This window comes from Ensifer sp. CCNWLY38 (assembly GCF_037120565.1).
GTDB classification, from domain to species: domain Bacteria; phylum Pseudomonadota; class Alphaproteobacteria; order Rhizobiales; family Rhizobiaceae; genus Ensifer; species Ensifer adhaerens_H.
The window spans coordinates 251,642-275,343 of sequence record NZ_JBBBBO010000008.1 but is presented as its reverse complement, the minus strand read 5'-3'; the positions used below and the strand labels follow the sequence as shown (position 1 = coordinate 275,343).

The following is a 23,702-nucleotide window of genomic DNA, read 5'->3' as shown; positions in this document are numbered from 1 at the left end:
GCGGTCGCGCGGGAGGGGAACCGGTGGATCTATTTTCTTGGCAGCTTGGGCTGCCCTTGACGTTGTTGAGCCTGGGCTTCGGCTATCTGCTCGGCTCGATCCCATTCGGACTGATCCTGACCCGCATGGCCGGGCTGGGCGACGTGCGAAAGATCGGCTCGGGCAATATCGGCGCAACCAATGTGCTGAGAACCGGCAACAGGAAACTTGCGGCAGCAACATTGCTTCTGGATGCCCTGAAGGGCACCGCCGCGGCCTTCATCGCCTCCTACTGGGGCGTGGAAGCGGGGATCGCCGCAGGCTTCGCCGCCTTCATCGGCCACCTCTATCCGGTCTGGCTCGGTTTCAAGGGCGGCAAGGGCGTTGCCACCTATATCGGCGTCCTGCTCGGCCTCGCTCCCGTCATGGTGCTTGCCTTTGCGGTGATCTGGCTCGCCATGGCGAAAATCAGCCGTTACTCCTCATTGTCCGCCCTGGTTGCAACGGCTATCATCCCGGTACTACTTTACGCGGTAGGGAACGGAAAAGTCGCCCTGCTCTTCGCAGTGATGACCATCATTAGCTGGGTGAAGCACCGCGCCAATATTCAACGGCTGATCGCCGGCACGGAAAGCAAGATCGGAGACAAGGGATAATGTCTGAGGACAGCGCAGGACGAACCGGGGTGGCGCTGACTGAACGACAGAAAATATCCTGGCTGCGGCTGATCCGCAGCGACAATGTCGGCCCCATCGCCTTCAGGGACCTGATCAACCATTTCGGCACCGCAGAAAATGCTCTCGACGCGCTTCCAGAACTATCCCGGCGCGGAGGGACCAAACAGGCCTATCGCGTGGCAACGGTAAGCGAGGCCGAACGGGAGCTGGAAGCGGCGCGACGTTGCGGCGCGGTCTTTGTCGGCATCGGCGAGCTAGGTTATCCTTCAGCGCTTCGGCAGATCGACGGCGCTCCCCCTCTCCTCGCCATGAAGGGCGATCTCAAAGCTGCAACCCGCCCGTCGCTCGGCATCGTCGGCTCGCGCAACGCGTCGGTCAGCGGCGCCAAGTTCGCGGCGATGATTGCCCGTGATGCCGGTCGCGCAGGCTATGTCGTCACGTCGGGTCTCGCGCGCGGTATCGATACCGCCGCCCATCGCGCAAGCCTCGAAAGCGGCACGATCGCCGCACTTGCCGGCGGCTTGGATCGGCCCTACCCGCCCGAAAACATCGGCTTGCTTGACGAGATCACGTCGGGCCGGGGTCTGGCAATCAGCGAGATGCCCTTTGGCTGGGAGCCACGCGCCCGCGATTTCCCCCGGCGCAACCGCCTGATTGCCGGCGTCAGCCTCGGCGTGACCGTCGTCGAGGCGGCCAATCGCTCCGGCTCGTTGATCACCGCCCGTTATGCCGCCGATTTCGGCCGGCTGGTCTTTGCGGTTCCAGGATCCCCACTCGATCCCCGGTGCCATGGCACGAACGACCTTTTGAAACAGGGCGCGATCGTCACGACGTCACCGGACGATGTCCTTGAGGCACTGGCGCCGCTCAGCCAATTCGAGCTACGCTTGCCAAGTGTCAGGGAACCGGAGGGGCATGCGCAATCGAGCACCCCTGCCGCGACCAGCGACAACGACCGTGCGGCCATCATCAATGCGCTTGGCCCGACGCCGGTCGAAACCGACGACATCGTCAGGCACACCGAGCTTTCGCCAGCGCAGGTCTACCTTCTTCTCCTGGAACTCGATCTCGCCGGGCGGCTCGAGCGCCACGCCGGCGGGCTCGTGTCTCTCACGACAAGCGAATGAACGCCTTCGATGGCGACCCCGCGGCCGTGAGGAAGCAACCAACACCCATTCCAGATTGCAGATACGATGCAATCTTGCATGAGTTGCATCACCTCCTCTCATCGTTATTTTGGGTGAACCCTCTTGACCCCGCACGAATCCCTGTCCATTTCGGGGCATCGATACAAGGCGACACACGGCGCTGACAGCGCTGACGCCCGAACCAGAACCGGTTGTCTCAGAAAATGACGATGAATGTTGTAGTGGTGGAGTCGCCTTCCAAGGCAAAGACGATCAACAAGTACCTCGGGCCTGGCTACAAGGTGCTGGCTTCGTTTGGCCATGTGCGCGATCTGCCGGCGAAGGACGGCTCGGTCCGTCCGGATGAAGACTTCGAAATGTCCTGGGAGGTCGATGGCGCTTCGGCCAAGCGCATGAAGGATATCGCCGATGCGGTGAAAGCCTCCGACGGCCTCATTCTGGCAACCGACCCGGATCGCGAAGGCGAAGCGATTTCCTGGCACGTGCTCGATCTTCTGAAGAAGAAGAAGGTGCTCGGCGACAAGCCGGTGAAGCGCGTCGCCTTCAACGCCATCACCAAGAAGGCGGTTCTCGAGGCGATCGCCCACCCGCGCGACATCGACATCGCACTGGTCGACGCCTATCTGGCACGCCGCGCACTCGACTATCTCGTCGGCTTCAACCTCTCGCCGGTACTCTGGCGCAAGCTGCCGGGCGCCCGCTCGGCCGGCCGCGTGCAGTCCGTTACGCTGCGCCTTGTCTGCGACCGCGAATCCGAGATCGAGCGCTTCATCTCCGAGGAATACTGGAACATCTCGGCGCTGCTGAAGACCCCGCGCGGCGACGAATTCGAGGCCCGCCTCGTTTCGGCCGATGGCAAACGCCTCGCGCCGAGGGCTGTCGGCAACGGCGAAGAGGCCAACCGGCTGAAGACCTTGCTCGACGGTGCCGCCTATGTCGTGGACAGCATCGAGGCGAAACCGGTCAAGCGTAACCCCTCGCCACCTTTCACCACCTCGACGCTGCAGCAGGCTGCGTCCTCCAAGCTCGGCTTCTCCGCTTCGCGCACCATGCAGGTCGCGCAGAAGCTTTATGAAGGCGTCGACATCGGTGGAGAGACAGTCGGTCTGATCACCTATATGCGTACCGACGGCGTGCAGATGGCGCCGGAAGCGATCGAGGCCTCGCGCAAGGCGATCGCCAGCCAGTTCGGCGACCGTTATCTCCCGGAAAAGCCGCGTTTCTATTCGACCAAGGCGAAGAACGCCCAGGAAGCGCACGAAGCCATCCGCCCGACCGACTTCAACCGGACGCCCGACCAGGTCCGCCGCTTCCTCGACGGCGACATGCTGCGGCTCTACGACCTCGTCTGGAAGCGCGGCATCGCCAGCCAGATGGCGTCCGCCGAGATCGAACGCACGACCGCGGAAATCACTGCCGACAACGGCGGCCAGAAGGCCGGCCTGCGCGCCGTCGGCTCGGTCATCCGCTTCGACGGCTTCATCGCCGCCTATACGGATGCCAAGGAAGACGGCGAGCAGACTGACGACGGCGACGAGGATGGCCGCCTGCCGGAGATCAACGCGCGCGAGAACCTCGCCAAGCAGAAGATCAACGCCTCGCAGCACTTCACCGAACCGCCGCCGCGCTATTCGGAAGCGAGCCTGATCAAGAAGATGGAAGAGCTCGGCATCGGCCGCCCGTCCACCTACGCTGCGACGGTCACGACCCTGCTTGACCGCGACTACATCACCAACGACAAGCGCAAGCTCATCCCCCAGGCCAAAGGCCGTCTGGTGACGGCGTTCCTGGAAAGCTTCTTCACGCGCTATGTCGGCTACGACTTCACCGCGTCTCTCGAAGAAAAGCTCGACCAGGTCTCCGCCGGCGAGGTCAACTGGAAGGATGTTCTTCGCGACTTCTGGAAGGATTTCTTCGCGCAGATCGAAGAAACCAAGGAGCTGCGCGTTACCAACGTGCTCGATGCGCTGAACGAGGAACTGGCGCCGCTGGTCTTCCCGAAGCGCGATGACGGCGGTGATCCACGCATCTGCCAGGTCTGCGGCACCGGCAAGCTGTCGTTGAAGCTCGGCAAGTATGGCGCCTTCGTCGGTTGCTCGAACTATCCGGAGTGCAACTTCACCCGCCAGCTTTCCTCCGACAGCAACGGCGACCAGGAAGCGGCGGTCTCCAATGAACCGCAGGCGCTCGGTAAGGACCCGCACACCGGCGAGGAAATCACGCTGCGCAGCGGCCGTTTCGGCCCCTATGTCCAGCGCGGCGACGGCAAGGAAGCGAAGCGCTCGAGCTTGCCGAAGGGCTGGACACCGTCGACGATCGACCATGAGAAGGCGGTCGCGCTGCTTTCGCTGCCGCGCGATATCGGCGCGCACCCCGAGAGCGGCAAGATGATCTCGACCGGCCTTGGCCGCTACGGACCGTTCGTGCTGCACGACGGGACCTACGCCAACCTTGAATCGATCGAGGACGTCTTCTCGATCGGCCTCAATCGCGCCGTGTCGGTTCTCGCCGACAAGCAATCGAAGGCCGGTGCCGGCCGCGGTCGCACCGCTGCCGCATCGCTCAAGGAACTCGGCGACCATCCGGAAGGCGGCGCAATCACCGTGCGCGACGGGCGCTACGGTCCCTATGTCAACTGGGGTAAGGTCAACGCTACCCTGCCCAAGGGCAAGGATCCGCAGTCGGTGACCGTCGAGGAGGCGCTTCAGCTGATTTCCGAGCGTGCCGCCAAGGGCGGAACGACCAAGGGCAAGGCCGCGAAGGCCAAGACGACCAAGGCGGCGGCGAAGTCCGAGGACGGTGCAGCCAAGACGACCAAGGCCAAGGCGCCCGCAAAAAGCAAATCCAAGACGGCCACGAAGGCCAAGAAGGGCTGATTTTGACCAGAATACCGCGCGATCCGACCGAACAGTCCGGCAAGAGAAGCCTGGGCAAGAAGCCTGCTCGCGCGGCCAAGGGAGGACCGGCTCCGGCAAGCGAGCCCATCATCCACGGTGCGGTTCCTCCGCGTGACGTGCTGATGCGTTTCATTGCCGAAAACCCGGACCGCGCCTCCAAGCGCGAGATCGCCAAGGCCTTCGGGCTGAAGGGCGATACCCGTGTCGAGCTCAAGGCGCTGCTGAAGTCGCTGGAAGTGGACGGCTTCGTCGAAAAGAAGCGCAAGTCGCTGGTACGTCCCGGCGCCCTGCCCCCTGTGACCGTGCTCGACATCACCATCCGTGATGTCGACGGCGAATTGATCGGCCGTCCCGCCGAGTGGCTGGACGATGACGGCGTCGCGCCGGCGGTGCTGATCAAGCAGTCGGCAGTCGGCAAGGCCAAGGGCAAGATACCGGTCGGCGGTCTCGGCGATCGGGTGCTCGCGAAGATCTTCCCCGCAAAGGAGCGTGGCGGTCCTGCCTATACGGCGCGCATCATCAAGGTTCTCGACAAGCGCAAGGACGCCGTGCTCGGCGTCTTCCGCGCCACGCCAGGCGGCGGCGGCCGGCTGATGCCGATCGAGAAGCGCGGCGACGAAGTGCTCGTTGATCCGGAGTTCACCGGCAATGCGCAGGACGGCGATCTGGTCGAAGTGCAGCTCTCGCGTCTCGGTCGCTACGGTCTGCCACGTGCCCAGGTCCAAAACGTCATCGGCTCCGTGGCCTCGGAGAAGGCAATCTCGATGATTGCCATCCACGCGCATGGCATCCCCCACATCTTCCCGGAGCGGGTTATCGACGAGGCGAACGCCGCCGGTCCCGCCACGATGGCGCATCGCGAGGATTGGCGCACGCTGCCGCTGATCACCATCGACCCGGCCGATGCCAAGGATCACGACGATGCGGTTTACGCCGAACCCGACCCGTCCGAGGACAATCCAGGCGGCGTCATCGTCACGGTCGCGATCGCCGACGTTTCCTATTATGTCCGGCCGAAATCGGCGCTGGACCTGGAAGCGTTGAAGCGCGGCAACTCGGTCTACTTCCCCGACCGGGTGGTGCCGATGCTGCCCGAACAGATTTCGAACGACCTCTGCTCGCTGAAGGAAGGCGTCGACCGCCCGGCGCTTGCCGTGCGCATGCGCTTTTCCAAGGAGGGCCGCAAGGCCGGCCACACCTTCCACCGCATCATGATGAAGAGTGCTGCGAAGCTCTCCTACCAGCAGGCGCAGGCAGCGATCGACGGCAACCCGGACGACAAGACCGGGCCGATCCTCGACACGATCCTGAAGCCGCTCTGGGAGGCCTATCGCATCCTGACGCGCGGGCGCGACCGGCGCCAGCCGCTCGAGCTCAACATGCCCGAGCGCAAGATCATCCTGAAGCCCGACGGCACGGTCGACCGTGTCTTCGTTCCCGAACGCCTCGATGCCCACAAGCTGATCGAGGAGATGATGATCCAGGCAAACGTCGCGGCCGCCGAGACGCTGGAGCAGAAGCGCCAGGTGCTGATCTACCGCGTGCACGACCAGCCGTCGCTCGCCAAGCAGGAAAGCCTGCGCGAGTTCCTGGCGACGCTCGACATCTCGCTCGTCAAGGGCGGCAACATGCGCTCGAACCATTTCAACGGCGTTCTCGCCAAGGCCGAGGGAAAACCCTTCGAGACGATGGTCAACGAGATGGTGCTGCGGTCGCAGAGCCAGGCGATCTACAGCCCCGAGAACATCGGGCACTTCGGTCTGAACCTCTTGAAGTACGCGCATTTCACCTCGCCGATCCGACGCTATGCCGACCTGATCGTGCATCGGGCGCTGGTTGCCTCGCTCGGTCTCGGCGAAGGCGGACTGACGCCGCAGGAAGAGGGCGTGCTCGACGATATCGCCGCCGAGATCTCGACCTTCGAGCGTCGCGCCATGGCGGCGGAGCGCGACACCGTCGACCGGCTAATCGCGCACCATCTGAATGGCCGCGTCGGCGAGGAGTTCGAAGGCCGTGTTTCGGGCGTCACCAAGGCGGGACTCTTTGTCACCCTGCCCGCCTATGGCGCCGATGGCTTCGTTCCGATATCTACGCTCGGACGCGACTACTTCATCTACGATGAGGCGCACCAGGCGCTTTCCGGCGAAAAGACCGGGCTTGGCTATCGCCTCGGCGATCCCGTGCGCGTCAAGCTCGTTGAAGCTGTGCCGCTTGCGGGTGCGCTCAGGTTCGAGATGCAAAGCGAGGGGCGCAAGATGCCGACGGCAACGCGCTCCTTCCACAAGTCCGGCCGGCGCGATCGCACCGGAGCACGTAAGACGCCGGGAACGCGGCCGCCGCGAGGCAGGCGTTAGAATTCCCGTAAGGCAGAGGAATAGGCATGAAAGCGGCGGCAGGCGAAACACTTCAACTGGGCAGTAGCGAAAGCGACAAGCGCTCCGTTGGCCTTTCTATGAAGCGCGGTTTTCTCGGCCGTTGCCCGGCCTGTGGCAGCGGCAAGCTGTTTCGCAGCTACGTCAAGTCCGTCGATGCCTGCGCCGCCTGCGGCGAGCGCATGGACCATCACCGCGCCGATGACTTCCCGCCCTATATCGTCGTGACGATCGTCGGCCACGTCGTGCTGGCGGGCTACATGATGACCGATCTCATCCTGCCGTTGACAACGTGGCAGCATCTGGCGATCTGGGCACCGATCACCGTGATCAGTTCGCTGGCGCTGCTGCAGCCGGTCAAGGGTGCCGTCATCGGCCTGCAATGGGCGCTCAGGATGCACGGTTTCGGCGGTCACGAAGATGCACCGGAAGATGTCCTGCCGCCGCGAGACGACAGGACATGACGTCTGCGCGGAGCCCGGGCGGCGAGGTCGAGCGCCAGCGTTCCGCTGCCGTCAGGCCACGCGATGCGGCCTCCGTCATGCTGCTTGACCGCCAAGGGGGGTGCGTGCGCGTCCTGATGGGTAAACGGCACAGCGCACATGTCTTCATGCCGGATCTCTATGTCTTCCCCGGTGGGCGGCGCGATGCCGGCGATCACCGCATCGGCTTCGGCTCCGACCTGCACCCTTCCGTCCTGCATGCGCTGAAAGCGGCCGGCACGCGCGAGTTGACGGATGCACGCGCACGCGCGCTCGCCCTTGCCGCGCTGCGCGAACTTTACGAAGAGGCCGGCATCGCCGTCGGTCAACCGTCTGCTTCGGCCACCGCAGCGGTTCCATTTCTTCCCGATCTTGCAAAGTTGCGCTATATGGCTCGGGCCATTACTCCTCCGGGCCACGCGCGGCGGTTCGATACGCGCTTCTTCGCATTGTTTGCGGACGAGGCCGAGATCGATCCGACACGCTTCCTGGACAGCCGGGAGCTTCAGGATTTGCAGTGGATCGATGTGAACGATTCTCCGTCTCTGCGGATACCGGACATCACCGCCATCATACTTGCGGACCTCAGAAGCAGTCTCGACATCGATCCGTCGCTCCCCTGTGAACGAGCGGTGCCACTTTATGCCGCGCGCCGTGGGCGCCTCGTCCGCACGTTGCTCTAAGGACCCTCGTCGCATGTCACAGCCGTCGCCCGGTACAGTTGCACCGGTTGAGGAAATTCACTGGCGGTCGCTGATAGCGGCCGTTGCCGCCATCAGTGCGGTCGGCATCGCAATTGGCCTTGGTCTGCCGCTCCTGTCGATCATCATGGAGAAGCGGGGGATCTCCTCGACGCTGATCGGCTTGAACTCCGCCATGGCTGGCCTGGCATCGATGGTTGCCGCCCCGTTCACGACCAAGTTCGCTCATAGACACGGCGTCGCGCCGACAATGCTGTGGGCCGTGCTGATCGCAGCAACGAGTTCGCTCGGCTTTTACTACATAACCAACTTCTGGCTCTGGTTCCCGCTGCGGATCGTTTTCCATGGGGCGATCACCGTCCTCTTCATTCTCTCCGAGTTCTGGATCAACGCCACGGCGCCGCCGGCAAAGCGTGGCTTCGTGCTCGGCATCTATGGCACGTTCCTGTCGCTGGGCTTCCTGACCGGGCCGCTGTTGTTTTCAATCCTCGGCAGTGAAGGCATCCTGCCTTTCATGGTTGGCGCCGGCGTCATCCTGCTTGCCTCGGTGCCGATCTTCCTCGCCCGCGACGAAAGCCCCGTCATCGACGAGAAGCCGGAGCGGCATTTCCTGCGCTACGTCTTCCTCGTGCCCACCGCAACCGCCGCCGTGTTCATCTTCGGCGCGGTCGAATCAGGCGGTCTTTCGCTGTTCCTCATCTTCGGAACGAGAGCCGGTTTCAGCGAATCGCAGGCGGCCCTCCTGCTGACGGTCATGGGGGTCGGAAATTTCATCTTCCAGATCCCGGTCGGCATGTTGTCCGACCGCGTCAAAGACCGGCGCACCCTGCTCTCGGCCATGACTGTTATCGGCCTTGTTGGCGCGCTGTTCCTGCCGCTTCTGGTCGAAAGCTGGTTCCTGATGGCGATCGTATTGCTGTTCTGGGGCGGCTGTGTCTCCGGGCTCTACACGGTCGGTCTCAGCCACCTTGGCTCGCGGCTGCAGGGCGCCGATCTTGCCGCCGCCAACGCCGCTTTCGTGTTCTCCTATGCCGTCGGCACGGTTGCGGGGCCGCAGGCCATCGGTGCGGCAATGGATGCCACCGGCAACAATGGCTTTGCCTGGGCGATCGCCGGGTTTTTCGGCCTCTATGTCGCGCTTTCGGTGGTCAGGATCGTTTTGAAACCAAAACGGCCTTGACTTTTCGGCCGCGATTTGTAGTTTCGCGCCAACCTTGCCCGTGGCCCGCAACCGGTTGTCCACGGCTTTCATTGTTACAAAGGCAGGACGACCATGGCAAAAGCCACCACCATCAAGATCAAGCTGCTTTCGACAGCCGACACGGGTTTCTTCTACGTCACGACCAAGAACAGCCGTACGATGACGGAAAAGATGACGAAGACCAAGTACGACCCGGTCGTCAAGAAGCACGTCGAGTTCAAGGAAACCAAGATCAAGTAAGATCGACCGTTTCTCGGGAATTCAGGGCGCCGACCACAAGGTCAGGCGCCCTTTCCTTTTGGACGTCCGGGAAACGGCGCGCAAGGCACCACTGGCCCGGTGAGGTCAAAGGATGCTCGAAAGACATGCCGACTCGGCGCCCCCTCGCCCGGCACCGAGAAAGCAAAAACGCCGCCCCAAGATGGGACGGCGCTTCGGAAAAGGGGGCCGGCTGGCGTCTGACTGCGGCACGAGGATTCCGCTGACGTCAAAAGCCAACCGACCGACCCCACGACCCAGGAGATGCGGCGGACCTGAGCATCATGGGGTAAGCAAAATGTTGGTAGGCGATGCCTACTTGTTCATCAGCATCACCTGAAAATGGAAAAAAATCAACGAATTCTTAATGCGCGAAGCGGTGCCGCTAAGCGCATGGTTAATTCTGTATCAGAGTAAGACAGGCACGCGCATGGGCGCCGCGGCTACCCAAACTCCCCGGTAGCATCAGCTGTGGCGAGAATACAACTTTAAATGCGACCCGCAAGAGGTGACCCAAGAAAATCACTGGGTCGCGGAGCGCCCGGATTGGACGGACAAACGCTCAGGCGGCCGCCGCCACCACTCGGTTGCGGCCCTCGTGCTTGGCTTGGTAGAGCGCCGTATCCGCGCGCTTCAGCAGAGCTTCGGCCGTGTCAGCACCCGGCCTGAGCGTCGCTATTCCCATCGACGCCGTTACCTTCAAAACGCCATCCGCCTGCGGAACCGGGAACGGCAGGCTTTCGATAATCATGCGCAAGCGCTCGGCGACACCCGCCGCCATTTCAGCCGACGTATCCGGCATCACGACGACGAATTCCTCTCCGCCGAAACGGCAGGCAAGATCGGCGCCGCGTACGGTGGTGCGAATGCGGTTGGCGAACTCCCGCAGCACTTCGTCACCGGCATCATGGCCGTAGGTATCGTTGACCTGTTTGAAACGGTCGATGTCGGTCATGCAGATGGAGAGCGGCCGGCCGCGCGCCGCAGCCCGATCCATCAGCAGTTTCAGGTGGGTGTCGAAATAGCGGCGGTTGTGCAAGCCGGTCAGGCCATCGGTGACGGCAAGTTCGATGGTCTGCTGTACGCTCGAGCGCAGCCTGTCATTGCAATGCTTGCGCCGGATCTGGGTCATCGAGCGGGCAATCAGCTCATTGGGATCGACCGGCCGCATCAGATAGTCCGTCACGCCGAGATCGAGCGCACGCACCACCATCTCGTCGCTGCCCTGCTCCGCGATCAAGAGGATCGGGATGAAACGGGTGCGCTCCAGCGAGCGCAACTGCGAGCAAAGGCGCAGCGGATCGTAATCGTCGAAATTCGCGTTGACGATGACCAGGTCGAAATTGTTCTCGGCCGCTTCGAAGAGCGCAGCCTGCGGATCGGAAATCACCGAGACATCGGCGATCGGCTTGAGCGCGCGCTGCAGCCGCTCCTGCGAAGAGCCACGGCCGTCGACGAGCAGAACATTGCCCGGCTCGTCCGGACGGTCCGCACGGCCGGGGTCTTCGAGGCCGATGGTCTGCGCAGTCTGGGCGCGCAGGCGCAATTCGTCGCTGACATTCTTCAACCGTACCAGGCTCTTCACGCGCGACATTAGCTGAAGATCGTTGACGGGCTTGGTCAGGAAGTCGTCGGCGCCGGCCTTCAGGCCGCGCACGCGATCCGACGGCTGGTCGAGCGCCGTCACCATGACGACCGGAATATGCGCCGTGCGCGGATTGGCCTTCAGACGTTCGCAGACCTCGAAGCCGTCGAGGCCGGGCATCATGATGTCGAGAAGCACGAGATCAATGGGCGTCTTCTCGCAAAGCGCCAGCGCCGAATAGCCGTCATTGGCCGTCAGTACGTCGAAATACTCGGCGAGCAGCCGGGCCTCGAGCAACTTCACATTGGCTGGAACATCATCAACGACAAGAATACGCGCAGTCATATCAATTTTCCCGCCGCTCAGGCATCGCCCAGGTAGGTTTTGATCGTTTCTATGAACTTCGGTACGGAAATCGGCTTGGAAACATAGGCTTCGCATCCACCCTGGCGGATCCGTTCCTCGTCGCCCTTCATCGCAAATGCGGTGACCGCAATGACCGGAATGACGTGCAATTCGTCGTCTTCCTTCAGCCATTTCGTCACTTCCAGACCGGATACTTCCGGCAACTGGATGTCCATGAGAATGAGATCGGGCCGGTGCTTGCGCGCGAGCTCGAGCGCCTCCATGCCGTTGCGCGTCTGGATCGTGGCGTAGCCGGAAGCCTCAATCAGGTCGCGGAACAGCTTCATGTTCAGCTCGTTGTCCTCAACAATCATTACCTGTTTGGGCATGTCGATCCCTTGCTGTCCATCGTCGTCTTGCAAGTATCCTCAGGACATTTAACTTGCAGAACCGACGACTCGACCCATTTCCTCAACTTCAGAGATAGGCCTATTTGGTTGAAAAATAGGTAACTCCGCGCGTAAAAACCATACGGGGACGAAGCATTGAAGAGCGCCGAAGAAATCGCCATCGACATCCTTGCCTGGCTCGCCGGCGAGCCTGAGCTTCTGTCCCGTTTCCTGGCACTGACGGGCACGGATCCCACGGCGTTGCGCAATGCCATCGCCGAACCCGGTTTCATGGGCGGCCTCATTGCCTTTCTCATGGACCACGAGCCGACGCTGATGGCATTCTGCCAGGCGACCGGCACGGCACCGGAAGATGTCGTGCGCGCCCATGCGGCACTTTCGGGCCATTCGGGTTTTGAGGATTGAGCGTGCCAGGCACGTCTATAGACGACCGCATCCAGCTTCGAGAGCGCCCGCTGATCGTCAGCGACATCGATGAGGTCGTGCTCGAATTCATCAATCCGTTCAAAGCCTTTCTCGATAGCTGCGGCCACGTTCTGCTGCCCCGGTCGTTCCGCCTGACCGGCAACATTGTAGATCGCGCGAACGAACAACCGCTGACGGAGGCGGAGGTCAAAGCCCTGCTCGATTCCTTCTACGGGACGCAGGATCGCTGGCAGACGCCGGCTGCACAGGTGGTCGAGACCTTGGCCGCGCTGTCGAAGGATGCGGACATCGTTTTCCTCACGGCTATGCCACCGCATCACGCCGCGGTCCGCCGTGCCTTGCTCGACCGGCTTGGCCTTCCCTACCCGCTGCTTGCCTCCGAGGAACCGAAGGGACCGATCGTCCAAAATTTGCACGGCGGACGCCCGGTCCCGCTGGTCTTCGTGGATGATATTCTTCGCAACCTGCAGTCGGTCCAGCATCACGCGCCGTCCTGCCTGCTGATCAACCTGATGGTTAACGCGGAGTTTCGCGCGTTTGCACCAAAGCCGGACGCCGGCATCCGCGCTGTGGCCGACTGGCCAGAAGCGGCGGCGACCATTCGCGCGCATTTCGAGGGCTAGTTCAGCGCCGGTTCCCATCAGTGCAAATCCAATCGCATCAGCGGTCTACCATCCTTGCGGCGCGCCACGATGTCGAATCCTGCAGCCTCGAAGACCGTCGTCGCGCCGACCCAAATGGCGACTGACTTGGACTGTTTGGCACGATCGATCGGACAAGCATCGAGATAGTGCGCGCCGCCCGCCCTGGCGTGGTCGATCGCGGCGCGCACGAGTTGATGGCTCAAGCCCCTGCCCCGTAGCTTCGACTGCATGAACAGACAGCTCAGCGCCCAGATCGTCGGATCGGTCGCCTCGCGGTCCTCCAGCGGTCGCGCGACCGTGCGCGGCGAATTGAACTGCGGAACATCCTGGCGCGGACCAACCTGAACCCAGGCCACCGGCGTTCCCTCGAAATAGCCGAGGATACCGGGCGACGGCGCGGTATCGATACGAGCCTTGATAAAGGCCTTGCGCTCCCTTGCCGGCATTGCCGTTCGAACGGAATGCGGCAGGCGCAACGCGGTGCACCAGCAACCGCCATAGGCACCGTTCGGCCCAAAAAGCTGCTCGAAATCCGCCCAACTATCCGCCGTGACAGGTGAGAACTGGAGTGTGATTTCCAACAGAGCCTCCCTTGAGACTCACTAGCGTAGAGCGTAAGGTCGCGATGTTCAATATTTGTTCCTGATATGCTCGACAGCACTGCTCAATCTCCAGGCTTCTGCCGCGACTGCCTCAAGGAACAGGCCGCTAGCGCGCGGCGCTGCACGGCCTGCGGCAGTCCGCGCCTGCTGCGCCATAGCGAGCTCTACGATCTCACCTTGGCGCATATCGATTGTGACGCCTTCTATGCGTCGATCGAGAAACGCGATGATCCGGAGCTTGCCGACAAGCCGGTGATCATCGGCGGCGGCAAGCGTGGCGTGGTGTCTACGGCCTGCTACATCGCCCGCATTCACGGCGTGCGCTCGGCAATGCCGATGTTCAAGGCGCTGGAGGCCTGCCCGCAGGCCGTGGTCATCAAACCCAACATGGAGAAATATGCGCGCGTCGGCCGCGAGGTGCGGACGCTGATGCAGGAGTTGACGCCGCTGGTGCAGCCACTGTCGATCGACGAAGCTTTTCTTGAGCTCAAAGGCACCGAGCGACTGCATCACGATCCGCCGGCGCGCACGCTCGCGCGCTTCGCCCGCCGTGTCGAGCAGGAGATCGGCATCACCGTTTCGGTTGGCCTCTCCTACTGCAAGTTCCTCGCCAAGGTGGCTTCCGATCTGCAAAAGCCGCGCGGCTTTTCCGTCATCGGTCAGGCCGAGGCGCTGGAGTTCCTGAGGGAAAAACCGGTCACGCTGATCTGGGGCGTCGGCAAGGCCTTCGCCGCCACCCTGGAACGCGATGGCGTGCGCACGATCGGGCAATTGCAGACCATGGAGGAAGCCGACCTGATGCGCCGCTATGGCACCATGGGGCAGCGGCTCTATCGCCTGTCGCGCGGGCTCGACGAGAGGGCGGTCGAAATCGACGGCGAGGCGAAGAGCGTTTCCGCGGAGACGACGTTCAATGACGACATCGCACGCTACGACGACCTGGTCACACACCTTAGGCGCCTGAGCGAGCAGGTGGCCCACCGGCTGCGAAAGTCCGAACTCGCGGGTCAGACCGTCGTTCTGAAGCTCAAAACCACCGACTTCAAGCTTCGCACCCGCAACCGGCGGCTCGACAGCCCCACCCGGCTTGCCGACCGCATTTTCCGCACCGGGCTTCAGCTTTTGGAGAAAGAGGCGGATGGCACGAAGTATCGCCTGATCGGGATTGGCGTCAGCGATCTCTCCGCCCCGGATCTGGCCGACCCTCCGGACCTTGTCGATCCGGCGGCAACCCGCCGGGCAGCGGCCGAAGACGCCATGAACAAGCTGCGCGACAAGTTCGGCAAGGAGAGCGTCGAGACCGGCTATACCTTCGGTACCCGCAAACGCGATCACTGAACGTAGATACACGGCGATCACGCAACCTTGATGTGGCCGACACACGGACTGGATGAATTCCTTAAAGATTGCCGGCTAGGCTCGTTCGCCAAGTCACGTGTTGGGTTGAGTGTATGGTATCGCGTTTCGCTCTCACCGCCAGCTTCGTCGCTCTGCTTTTGTCGCCGGCCACCGGCTTTGCAGGCAGTCGCGGGCCGCTGCAAATCATCGTCTCTAAAGACCAGCAATCGCTCGTCGTCTATGACGGCGACGCCGTGATTGCGACGTCACCGGTGTCGACCGGCAAGGCCGGCCATGCGACGCCGACCGGAATCTTCTCTATCCTGGAAAAGCGACGCCATCATAAGTCCAACATCTATTCGAACGCGCCGATGCCGTTCATGCAGCGGCTCACCTGGTCGGGTATTGCACTGCACGGCTCCAACCACGTGCCCGACTACCCCGCGTCGCATGGCTGCGTGCGCCTGCCGAGTGCTTTCGCCGCCTCGCTCTACAAGATGACCGAGCGCGGCGTGCATGTGCTGATCTCGGACCGGCAGATATCGCCCGTAGAGGTTAAAAGCGCCCTCCTCTTCCGTCCGGTTCCGGTAGATATCCAACCGCCGCTTTCCGACGTTCCGCTCAGACCGGCGATCAGCCAGGCCGGAGATACGCCGGTGGAAGTGGCGATGAGAGAGCCGACCGGCGGTGCCGGCACGTCCAGATCGATGGAAGAACCGATCCGCATCCTGATCACGCGCAGCGACGCACGCGACACCATGCGCGAGGTTCAAACCTCGTTGGAATTCCTCGGATACGCGCCCGGCTCGATCGACGGCCATGCGGGCACGGCAACCATTGCGGCGCTCCGCGCCTTCCAGACGGGCGAAGGTCTCGAGAGTGATGGCAAGCTGACGCCGGAACTGACCGACAGGCTCCTGCGCAAGGCCGGCCGAACGCCGCCGCAGAACGGCAAGATCCTCGTGCGGCAAGGTTTCAAGCCGCTTTTCGAAGCCGGCCTCACCATCGACAAACCGGAAGAGGCCCTTGGGACGCATTTCCTCCAGTTCCGGCACAATGAAGAAGAAGGCGCCGAAGGCAAATGGTTCGGCGTTTCACTTGAAAACCACCTGCCCGCCTCGATGAAGAAGCGGCTCGGCATTTCCATGGAGGCCGATCCCTTCGCTTATAACGGCATACAGCGCACGCTGGCGCGAATGACGATATCCGACGACGTTCGCAAGCGGGTTGAAGGACTGCTGGCCGAGGGCTCTTCGCTCTCGATCGCCGACACGGAAAGCGGGCTGGAAACCGGCCAGGGCACCGATTTCATCACCGTCACCCGATCGCGTCCCGGTGACTGATCCCGAGCAACCGCAGGAAAGCACATGTGCGCTTTCTGTCCCAGCTGCCCACCCTCAAGGTGATCGGTGTGATTTCTTCGCTTCGAACGAAACGGAGAAATCCGCCGATCAAACCAACTCGACGTCGACCACGCCCGGCGCCGAGCGCAGCGCCGCAGCGATCTCCGGCGAGATCCGGAACTTCTCGCTCAGTTCCACCTCGATCTCGCGCTGACCATTGTCCTTGATGACGACGAAGGAGACGAGGCCGTCGCCCCTGGTGTTGAGGTGCGAGGCGATCGATTTCAGTGGGCCGGAATCGCGCACATAGACGCGCAGCGCCTTCTGAAGTTGCAGCGATTCTTCCTCGAGCGAGCGCAGGGTCTGGATGCGCAGCCCGATGCCTTCCGGCCGCTCCTCGGCGGCAACCGTCATCACCAGTGATTTGCCCGGCTCCAAGAGGTCGCGATACTGGTGCAGCATTTCGGAGAACAGCACGGCCTCGAATTGGCCCGAGGAGTCCGAGAAGGCGACGATTCCCATCTTGTTGCCGGTGCGCGTCTTGCGCTCCTGCTTCGAGGTCACCGTGCCCGCAAGCCGGCCGGCGGTTGCCCCCTTCTTCACCGCGCCGGCGAAATCGCCGAAGGTCTGCACACGCATCTTGGCGAGCAACGCATTGTAGGTGTCGAGCGGGTGGGCGGAGAGGTAGAAACCCAGCACCTGGAATTCGCGGTGCAGCTTCTCCGAAGCGAGCCAAGGCGTATAGGTCGGGAGCGCGATACGCTCCGGCCCGGTTGCCGCCCCTGCCCCGAACATATCGCTCTGGCCGCTCGTCTTGTTCTCCTGCGCACGCTGGGCGAAGCCGAGGATGCGGTCGAGCCCGCCGACCAGTTCCGCACGGTCATAGCCGAAGCATTCGAACGCGCCGGCAGCGATCAGGCTTTCGAAGACGCGACGATTGAGAAGCTTGGGGTCGATCCTGAGGCAGAAGTCCTCAAGGCTCGCGAACGTCCGGTCGCCGCGCACCTCGACGATATGCTCAACCGCGGATTCGCCCACGCCCTTGATTGCGGCAAGCGAATAATAGATGCGGTTTTCGCCCGTCTGGAAATGTCGGAATGAGGACTGCACCGACGGTGCAATCACCTCGATGCCCAGGCGCTTTGCGTCCTGGCGGAAGTCGTTGACCTTTTCCGTGTTGGACATGTCGAGCGTCATCGACGCCGCCAGGAACTCCACCGGATAGTGCGCCTTCATATAGGCGGTCTGGTAGGAGACGATGGCGTAAGCCGCTGCGTGCGACTTGTTGAAGCCGTAATTGGCGAACTTGGCGAGCAGGTCGAAGATCAGGTCCGCCTGCGGCTTCGACACCTCGTTCTTCACGGCGCCGTCGACGAAGCGGGCGCGCTGCTTGTCCATCTCCTCCTTGATCTTCTTACCCATGGCGCGCCGCAGAAGATCGGCCTCGCCGAGCGAGTAGCCCGAGAGCACCTGGGCGATCTGCATCACCTGCTCCTGGTAGACGATAACGCCCTGCGTTTCCTTGAGCAGATGGTCGATCTTCGGATGGATCGATTCGACCTCTTCCTCGCCATGTTTGCGAGCATTGTAGACCGGGATGTTCTCCATCGGGCCCGGGCGATAGAGCGCCACCAGCGCGATGATATCCTCGATGCAGTCCGGCCGCATGCCGATCAGCGCCTTGCGCATGCCGGCGCTTTCCACCTGGAACACGCCAACCGTTTCGCCGCGCGAGAGCATCTCATAGGTCTTCGGGTCGTCGAGCGGGATGCTCGCCAGATCAACCTCGATGCCGCGCTGCTTCACGAAATCGACCGCGACCTTCAATACGGTCAGGGTCTTCAGGCCGAGGAAGTCGAACTTGACGAGGCCCGCCTGCTCCACCCATTTCATGTTGAACTGGGTGACCGGCATGTCGGAGCGCGGATCGCGATACATCGGCACGAGCTGAGACAGCGGACGGTCGCCGATCACGATACCGGCGGCGTGGGTCGAGGCGTGGCGATAGAGGCCTTCGATCTTCTGGGCGATATCGAGAAGCCGCGCGACCACCGGCTCCTTCTCGGCCTCCTCCTGAAGGCGCGGCTCCTCCTCGATCGCCTTGGAGAGCGGCGTCGGATTGGCCGGGTTGTTCGGCACGAGCTTGCAGATCTTGTCGACCTGGCCGTAGGGCATTTCGAGCACGCGGCCGACGTCGCGCAGTGCGGCGCGCGCCTGCAGCGAACCGAAGGTAATGATCTGCGCCACCTGCTCGCGACCATACTTGCGCTGCACGTAGCGGATCACCTCTTCGCGCCGGTCCTGGCAGAAGTCGATATCGAAGTCGGGCATCGAGACGCGCTCAGGATTGAGGAAGCGCTCGAACAGCAGCGAGAAGCGCATCGGATCGACGTCGGTGATCGTCAGCGCATAGGCAACGAGCGACCCTGCACCCGAACCACGGCCCGGCCCAACGGGAATATCGTGCTGCTTCGCCCATTTGATGAAGTCGGCAACGATCAGGAAGTAGCCGGGGAACTTCATGCGCTCGATAACGCTGAGTTCGAAGGCCAGGCGCTCGCGATACTCCTCTTCGCTATAGCCGGGCGCCATGCCAAGCCTGGCGAGACGGTCTTCGAGGCCCTCCTCCGCCTGGCGACGCAGTTCGTCCGCCTCGGCGCGCTCGGCCTCCTCCGGATCTGCAGTGGCGCCGGTAAAGCGCGGCAGGATCGGTCCACGGGTCTTCAGCATGAAGGAGCAGCGCCGGGCGACCTCGAGGGTGTTTTCCAGCGCCTCGGGCAGATCGGCAAAGAGTGCCGCCATTTCCTTGCGGCTCTTCAAATAATGATCGGGCGTCAGGCGGAAACGGCTGTCATCCGAGACCATGGCGTTGTGCGCCACGGCCATCAGGGCGTCGTGGGCATCGTAATCGGACGGCGACGGAAAGAACGCTTCGTTGGTGGCAACCAGCGGAATGTCGAACTTGTATGCAAGGTCGATAATCCGGCTCTCATGGCGGCGGTCAAATCCGCCGTGCCGCTGCAGCTCGATATAGAGCCGGTCGCCGAAGAGATCATGCAGCGCCTCGAGACGCGCTTCGGCCAGTGCCGTCGAGCCCGCCTTCAGGGCCAGGTCCACCGGGCCGCCCGACGCACCGGTCAGCGCGATCAATCCGTCCGTACCGTTTTCGGCAAGCCAGGAGCGCGTGATCCGAGTCGCCTGGCTGCCCTCGCCGCTGAGATAGGCACGGCTCACCAGATCCACGAGCCGGGTGTAACCATCATCGGTCGCGGCGATCAGGACGATCGCGGGCAGCTTCGCGAGATGTTGCACGTGGCCGCGCCGTTCGCCATCCGCCTCGTCTTCCATGTCGATGGAAAGCTGGCAGCCGGTAATCGGTTGCAGTCCGTCGTCGGCTGCTTTCTGCGAAAACTCGAGCGCGGCAAAGAGATTGTTGGTGTCGGCGATCCCGATCGCCGGCTGATTATCGGCAACCGCCTTGCCGATGACCTTCTTCAGCGGCAGCGCGCCTTCGAGCAGGGAGAAGGCCGAGTGGACGCGCAGATGCACAAACTGCGGGTCCGAACCAAGCGCCTCGCTCGATGCTGCTTTGCCGTCGTCTGCCATTATTCGCACCCTGATTCCTGTCCGTTCGGCAGGATATCCCGTTTATCACCCGACATGTCCAGTTTCACCTGACACGCCGTCCCCCTTATTCAGTCCAGGGGGCGAATTTCGGGAAGTGCTTGAGAGGAAATATCGACGCTCCTCAGAGGCCGAGCGCGATGAAAGAGATGCTTGCGATGAACAGGCTCATCGAAGCGAAGGCGGCGAGGTCACGAACAAAATCAGTCATAACATGGCTCCTTTTCCGTTATGTTTTCACTTTGTTCTATTTTTGTTCACTCGTCAAGCCGAGCACAGACGTTCTGTTCACGATGGTTAACACGGCAGTCGAAAGCAGGTTAACTGGTGAGGAAGCCGCTTGAGGAAAGCGCCGCGCCCGCATATCAAGAAGAACAACCAAGCGGAGCGTTCCGACATGCATGCACGGCTGATTCTGCCATTGCTGTTTCTGGTTCCGGCCGTCGCCTCCGCGGCCGAAACGATCGACCCTGCCCGCATCGTCTCCGCGGCGACCGGCGACTGGAACAAGGACGGTGACGCGGACCTCGCCCTGATCGTGCGCCCCGCAGATGGAAGCGACGATGACAACGGTGTCTATCTCTATCTGACCGGTGAGAATGGCGCTCTTGAGCTGAAGTCGGCGATCCCGAACAAGATTTGGGGCGACTTTGACTTTGCCGGACAGGCGCCGTGGGTCGAGGCGCTGCCGAGCGGTTCTTTGCTCATCTCCAGCCACAACGATTCCATCGGACGTGACCGCTGGGAACAGAAACTGACGGTCGCCTACCGCAATTTCGAGTTCGTGGTCGCCGGCTATACCTACTCATCCTATGATACGCTCGATCTAGACAACACCTTGAAGTGCGACCTCAACGTTCTGACAGGCAAGGGCAAATCCAACGACAAGGCCATAGCCACCAAGGGCGAACTCGTCCTGCTCAAGGACTGGAACGACGATCGCGGGCAGAAGGCTTGCGGCGTTCAATAATCGGGCACCTGTTCTCTATCTGTTCTTTACAACTTTCGCGGATCAAGACATCCTCGACATGGAACATACGAGGGACGATCATGACCGCGCTCGAAGACCTGAAGGACTTTATCGTCGAAGCCAAATCGAAAACCTATGTCGGCGGAGGCGTGCCGCGGCCTTCCTCTCGCCAAGGCTCCCATGACATCGGCTACGAAACGGGCAGTTGGCGCTATCTCGACAGCTATTTCGGCGGAACCGATTTTGCAGGACAGGAAACGGTCTGGCAGGATGGCGAACCGCATTGGGCGATGAACTACTTCGGCCGGATTATGCGCCCCGAGCTCATAACTGGAGAGAAGGCAGGTCTGGTCATCAAGGCTGCGCTACAGGCGATGTATCGTGAGAAGCGGCACTTCCTCGGCGGTATGGAGTTTCGGCATGCGCATGGCTACTACATCGATAGCAGCCGCGGCGACACCGAACATTTTTCCGGTCATGAGGTCATCTTCGTCGATGGCGAGGAAGCTTACGAACTCGACTATCGCGGCGGCCTGATCCGGCGTTAGGAGCGACGCCAGAAGACACGTACGCCATGCCCAGGGCGGTCTGGGACTGAACTGTGAGACGTTTCTTCCGCGCTGGCCAAAGACAGTTGGAGGCAACGGCGCTGGGCGATCAACGCGCCCGCTCGGCCGGTGCCATCAGTTCATCTCGACGACCTTCCCGTCCTCGATCGTCACGCGCCGATCCATCAGCCCGGCGAGTTCATGATTGTGCGTGGCGATCAGGGCCGCGAGGCCCGACTGGCGCGCGAGCGCCTCCAGCGCTTCAAAGACATAGCCGGCGGTTTCCGGATCGAGATTGCCTGTCGGCTCGTCCGCAAGAAGCACGAGCGGCGCGTTGGCGACGGCGCGCGCGATTGCGACGCGCTGCTGCTCGCCGCCGGAGAGCTCCGTCGGGCGATGATCGGCACGGTGACCGATGCGCATGTAGTCGAGCAGCGCCCTTGCCCGATCGGCGGCCTCAGCCTTGGGCAAGCCGGCGATCAGCTGAGGCATCATGATGTTCTCAAGTGCCGAGAACTCGGGAAGCAGATGGTGAAACTGGTAGACGAAGCCGATCTCGTTGCGGCGGATCGCCGTGCGCCGATCGTCATTGAGGCCACCACAGGAGACGCCGTTGACCAGCACTTCGCCGCCATCCGGGCGCTCCAGCAGTCCGGCGACATGCAGGAGCGTCGACTTGCCGGTACCCGAAGGCGCGACCAGCGCAACCGTCTCACCACTTCTCAGCGTAAAATCCGCCCCCTTGAGGATGGACAGGAACGTTTCGCCCTCCCCGTAGTGTCGCTCGACGCCGGAAAGCTGCAGTGCCACGCGCGCATTCATTCAGTTGATGTCCTTGTCATTCGTAACGCAGGGCCTGCACCGGATCGAGGCGCGAAGCACGCCAGGCCGGGAAGATTGTGGCGAGGAAGGAAAGGGTGAGTGCCATGACGATGACGAGCGCGGTCTCATCGGCATTCATGTCGGCGGGAAGCTGGCTCAGGAAGTAGAGCTCTGGGCTGAAAAGTGTGGTTCCAGAGATCCAGGAGAAGAACTGCCGAATGGATTCGATGTTGAGGCAGACGACGACGCCGAGCGCCACGCCGGCGACCGTTCCTGCCACGCCGATCGCCGCACCCGTCATGAAGAAGATACGCATCACCGACCCGGAAGTCGCGCCCATCGTTCTGAGGATCGCGATGTCGCTGCCCTTGTCCTTCACCAGCATGATCAGGCCGGAAATGATGTTCAGCGCCGCGACCAGCACGATCAGCGTCAGGATCATGAACATGACGTTGCGCTCGACTTCGAGCGCCGAGAAGAAGGTCTTGTTGCGGTCGCGCCAGTCGGTAATGAAGATCTGTCGTCCCGCGGCATCCTCGATCGGCTGGCGCAGTTCGTCGACGACATCAGGGTGCTCGACGAAGATCTCGATCGACTGCGCAAGCCCCTCCGCGTTGAAGAAAAGCTGCGCCTCTTCAAGCGGCATGAAGATGATCGTCGAGTCGTATTCCGACATGCCGATCTCGTAGATCGCCGAGACGGTGTAGGCTTTGACGCGCGGATTCATGCCAAGCGGCGTCACGTCGCCATTGGGCGAGGTCAGCGTGATTGTTCCGCCGACGCGGATGCCGAGTTGCTCGGCCATGCGCGAACCGATCGCGACACCGGAGCCGGAGGCAAAGCCGACCATGTCGCCGGACTGGATATGGTCGGAGACCGACTTCATCTTGCCGAGATCGTCGGCGCGGATGCCGCGCACCAGAGCGCCGGTCGAGCTGTCGCCCACGCCCTGGGCCAGAACCTGGCCCTCGACCAATGGGATTGCCATGGTGACGCCCTTGACGCCCGAGAATTTGGTCGCCAGCTCCGCATAGTTGTTGAGCGGCCCGTCGATCGGCTGCACGATCATGTGACCGTTGATGCCCAGAATGCGGGAAATGAGCTCGGTGCGGAACCCGTTCATCACGGCCATGACGATGATCAGCGTCGCGACGCCGAGCATGATGCCGATGAAGGAGAAGCCGGCGATCACCGAGATGAAGGCTTCCTTGCGCCTGGAACGCAGATAGCGCCAGGCTACCATGCGCTCGAAGGCGGAAAAGGGACGGCTGGAGGACTTTTCAGGCTGCGTCGCAGCCTGCACCTGATCTTCAGTCACGGCGGTCATCCT

At 62.3% G+C, this 23,702-nt stretch carries 20 protein-coding genes; 14 read left to right on the top strand and 6 right to left on the bottom strand.

Annotated elements, in window-relative coordinates; translation table 11 throughout:
- Positions 1 to 23 precede the first annotated feature (23 nt).
- The 8 genes from plsY (at position 24) to rpmG (ending at position 9,697) form a co-directional block, all read left to right on the top strand.
- Positions 24 to 635 (top strand): glycerol-3-phosphate 1-O-acyltransferase PlsY, encoded by a 612-nt coding sequence (gene plsY / locus V7S54_RS19045; protein WP_065374616.1) that lies wholly within the window; start codon positions 24 to 26, stop codon positions 633 to 635.
- Entirely contained in the window at positions 635 to 1,783 is a 1,149-nt protein-coding gene (gene dprA, locus V7S54_RS19040; RefSeq protein WP_065374615.1) for a DNA-processing protein DprA, read from the top strand. Before plsY ends, dprA begins: the two co-directional genes overlap by 1 nt.
- Before the next feature lie 230 nt (positions 1,784 to 2,013).
- Positions 2,014 to 4,680 (top strand): type I DNA topoisomerase, encoded by a 2,667-nt coding sequence (topA, locus tag V7S54_RS19035; protein ID WP_065374614.1) that lies wholly within the window; start codon positions 2,014 to 2,016, stop codon positions 4,678 to 4,680.
- 2 nt (positions 4,681 to 4,682) lie between these two features.
- On the top strand, positions 4,683 to 7,055 hold the full coding sequence (gene rnr, locus V7S54_RS19030) for a ribonuclease R (RefSeq protein ID WP_065374613.1): 2,373 nt from the start codon (positions 4,683 to 4,685) through the stop codon (positions 7,053 to 7,055).
- A gap of 26 nt (positions 7,056 to 7,081) precedes the next feature.
- Positions 7,082 to 7,537, top strand: coding sequence for a DUF983 domain-containing protein (locus V7S54_RS19025; RefSeq protein ID WP_065374612.1), 456 nt, complete (start codon positions 7,082 to 7,084; stop codon positions 7,535 to 7,537).
- Positions 7,534 to 8,238 (top strand): NUDIX hydrolase, encoded by a 705-nt coding sequence (locus V7S54_RS19020; protein ID WP_065374611.1) that lies wholly within the window; start codon positions 7,534 to 7,536, stop codon positions 8,236 to 8,238. The genes V7S54_RS19025 and V7S54_RS19020 overlap by 4 nt, the downstream gene beginning before the upstream one ends.
- A gap of 13 nt (positions 8,239 to 8,251) precedes the next feature.
- Positions 8,252 to 9,436 carry an MFS transporter gene (locus V7S54_RS19015; RefSeq protein ID WP_065374610.1) on the top strand — a complete coding sequence of 395 codons (1,185 nt, stop codon included), beginning with the start codon at positions 8,252 to 8,254 and terminating at the stop codon, positions 9,434 to 9,436.
- A 93-nt stretch (positions 9,437 to 9,529) separates the two neighbouring features.
- Positions 9,530 to 9,697 (top strand): 50S ribosomal protein L33, encoded by a 168-nt coding sequence (rpmG, locus tag V7S54_RS19010; protein ID WP_034795357.1) that lies wholly within the window; start codon positions 9,530 to 9,532, stop codon positions 9,695 to 9,697.
- A 580-nt stretch (positions 9,698 to 10,277) separates the two neighbouring features.
- Here rpmG and V7S54_RS19005 read toward each other — a convergent pair.
- Together V7S54_RS19005 and V7S54_RS19000 are read right to left on the bottom strand one after the other, a co-directional pair.
- The gene (locus tag V7S54_RS19005) at positions 10,278 to 11,645 is read right to left on the bottom strand and encodes a PleD family two-component system response regulator (protein WP_065374609.1); all 1,368 of its coding nucleotides are present in this window, start codon (positions 11,643 to 11,645) and stop codon (positions 10,278 to 10,280) included.
- A gap of 17 nt (positions 11,646 to 11,662) precedes the next feature.
- Complete coding sequence (locus V7S54_RS19000; protein ID WP_003537642.1) at positions 11,663 to 12,034, bottom strand: response regulator; 372 nt, start codon at positions 12,032 to 12,034, stop codon at positions 11,663 to 11,665.
- Positions 12,035 to 12,190: 156 nt separating this feature from the next.
- Between V7S54_RS19000 and V7S54_RS18995 the strand changes: the two genes are divergently transcribed.
- A complete protein-coding gene (locus V7S54_RS18995; protein WP_065374608.1) occupies positions 12,191 to 12,460 on the top strand; it encodes a DUF3572 domain-containing protein in 270 nt (89 codons plus the stop codon).
- The gene (locus tag V7S54_RS18990) at positions 12,457 to 13,104 is read left to right on the top strand and encodes a hypothetical protein (protein ID WP_065374607.1); all 648 of its coding nucleotides are present in this window, start codon (positions 12,457 to 12,459) and stop codon (positions 13,102 to 13,104) included. The genes V7S54_RS18995 and V7S54_RS18990 overlap by 4 nt, the downstream gene beginning before the upstream one ends.
- A 17-nt stretch (positions 13,105 to 13,121) precedes the next feature.
- Here the strand turns inward: V7S54_RS18990 and V7S54_RS18985 are convergent, their stop codons facing one another.
- Positions 13,122 to 13,706: a GNAT family N-acetyltransferase gene (locus V7S54_RS18985; protein ID WP_065374606.1), complete on the bottom strand. Its 585-nt coding sequence runs from the start codon at positions 13,704 to 13,706 to the stop codon at positions 13,122 to 13,124.
- A 66-nt stretch (positions 13,707 to 13,772) separates the two neighbouring features.
- Between V7S54_RS18985 and V7S54_RS18980 the strand changes: the two genes are divergently transcribed.
- Positions 13,773 to 15,065: a DNA polymerase IV gene (locus V7S54_RS18980; protein WP_336408672.1), complete on the top strand. Its 1,293-nt coding sequence runs from the start codon at positions 13,773 to 13,775 to the stop codon at positions 15,063 to 15,065.
- Between the two features lie 113 nt (positions 15,066 to 15,178).
- Complete coding sequence (locus V7S54_RS18975) at positions 15,179 to 16,408, top strand: L,D-transpeptidase family protein (protein WP_065374604.1); 1,230 nt, start codon at positions 15,179 to 15,181, stop codon at positions 16,406 to 16,408.
- Between the two features lie 108 nt (positions 16,409 to 16,516).
- On the opposite strand, the gene dnaE is transcribed toward V7S54_RS18975, so the two are convergent.
- Positions 16,517 to 20,014 (bottom strand): DNA polymerase III subunit alpha, encoded by a 3,498-nt coding sequence (dnaE, locus tag V7S54_RS18970; RefSeq protein ID WP_065374603.1) that lies wholly within the window; start codon positions 20,012 to 20,014, stop codon positions 16,517 to 16,519.
- Between the two features lie 415 nt (positions 20,015 to 20,429).
- On the opposite strand from dnaE, the gene V7S54_RS18965 reads away from it, so the two are divergent.
- Together V7S54_RS18965 and V7S54_RS18960 are read left to right on the top strand one after the other, a co-directional pair.
- The gene (locus tag V7S54_RS18965; RefSeq protein WP_065374659.1) at positions 20,430 to 21,002 is read left to right on the top strand and encodes an FG-GAP repeat protein; all 573 of its coding nucleotides are present in this window, start codon (positions 20,430 to 20,432) and stop codon (positions 21,000 to 21,002) included.
- Between the two features lie 80 nt (positions 21,003 to 21,082).
- A complete protein-coding gene (locus V7S54_RS18960; RefSeq protein ID WP_065374602.1) occupies positions 21,083 to 21,550 on the top strand; it encodes a DUF5680 domain-containing protein in 468 nt (155 codons plus the stop codon).
- A gap of 135 nt (positions 21,551 to 21,685) precedes the next feature.
- On the opposite strand, the gene V7S54_RS18955 is transcribed toward V7S54_RS18960, so the two are convergent.
- Positions 21,686 to 22,372, bottom strand: coding sequence for an ABC transporter ATP-binding protein (locus tag V7S54_RS18955; RefSeq protein WP_057252300.1), 687 nt, complete (start codon positions 22,370 to 22,372; stop codon positions 21,686 to 21,688).
- A 16-nt stretch (positions 22,373 to 22,388) separates the two neighbouring features.
- Positions 22,389 to 23,699 (bottom strand): lipoprotein-releasing ABC transporter permease subunit, encoded by a 1,311-nt coding sequence (locus V7S54_RS18950; RefSeq protein WP_065374601.1) that lies wholly within the window; start codon positions 23,697 to 23,699, stop codon positions 22,389 to 22,391.
- Positions 23,700 to 23,702: the final 3 nt, after the last annotated feature.

Coding starts and splice junctions, on each gene's coding strand:
- topA (WP_065374614.1), top strand. CDS start 2,014: ATGAATGTTGTAGTGGTGGAGTCGCCTTCCAAGGCAAAGACGATCAAC.
- V7S54_RS18975 (WP_065374604.1), top strand. CDS start 15,179: ATGGTATCGCGTTTCGCTCTCACCGCCAGCTTCGTCGCTCTGCTTTTG.
- rpmG (WP_034795357.1), top strand. CDS start 9,530: ATGGCAAAAGCCACCACCATCAAGATCAAGCTGCTTTCGACAGCCGAC.
- V7S54_RS19020 (WP_065374611.1), top strand. CDS start 7,534: ATGACGTCTGCGCGGAGCCCGGGCGGCGAGGTCGAGCGCCAGCGTTCC.
- V7S54_RS18960 (WP_065374602.1), top strand. CDS start 21,083: ATGACCGCGCTCGAAGACCTGAAGGACTTTATCGTCGAAGCCAAATCG.
- V7S54_RS18965 (WP_065374659.1), top strand. CDS start 20,430: ATGCATGCACGGCTGATTCTGCCATTGCTGTTTCTGGTTCCGGCCGTC.
- dprA (WP_065374615.1), top strand. CDS start 635: ATGTCTGAGGACAGCGCAGGACGAACCGGGGTGGCGCTGACTGAACGA.
- V7S54_RS18980 (WP_336408672.1), top strand. CDS start 13,773: ATGCTCGACAGCACTGCTCAATCTCCAGGCTTCTGCCGCGACTGCCTC.
- V7S54_RS19005 (WP_065374609.1), bottom strand. CDS start 11,645: ATGACTGCGCGTATTCTTGTCGTTGATGATGTTCCAGCCAATGTGAAG.
- V7S54_RS18955 (WP_057252300.1), bottom strand. CDS start 22,372: ATGAATGCGCGCGTGGCACTGCAGCTTTCCGGCGTCGAGCGACACTAC.
- V7S54_RS19015 (WP_065374610.1), top strand. CDS start 8,252: ATGTCACAGCCGTCGCCCGGTACAGTTGCACCGGTTGAGGAAATTCAC.
- V7S54_RS18950 (WP_065374601.1), bottom strand. CDS start 23,699: ATGACCGCCGTGACTGAAGATCAGGTGCAGGCTGCGACGCAGCCTGAA.
- V7S54_RS19025 (WP_065374612.1), top strand. CDS start 7,082: ATGAAAGCGGCGGCAGGCGAAACACTTCAACTGGGCAGTAGCGAAAGC.
- V7S54_RS19000 (WP_003537642.1), bottom strand. CDS start 12,034: ATGCCCAAACAGGTAATGATTGTTGAGGACAACGAGCTGAACATGAAG.
- dnaE (WP_065374603.1), bottom strand. CDS start 20,014: ATGGCAGACGACGGCAAAGCAGCATCGAGCGAGGCGCTTGGTTCGGAC.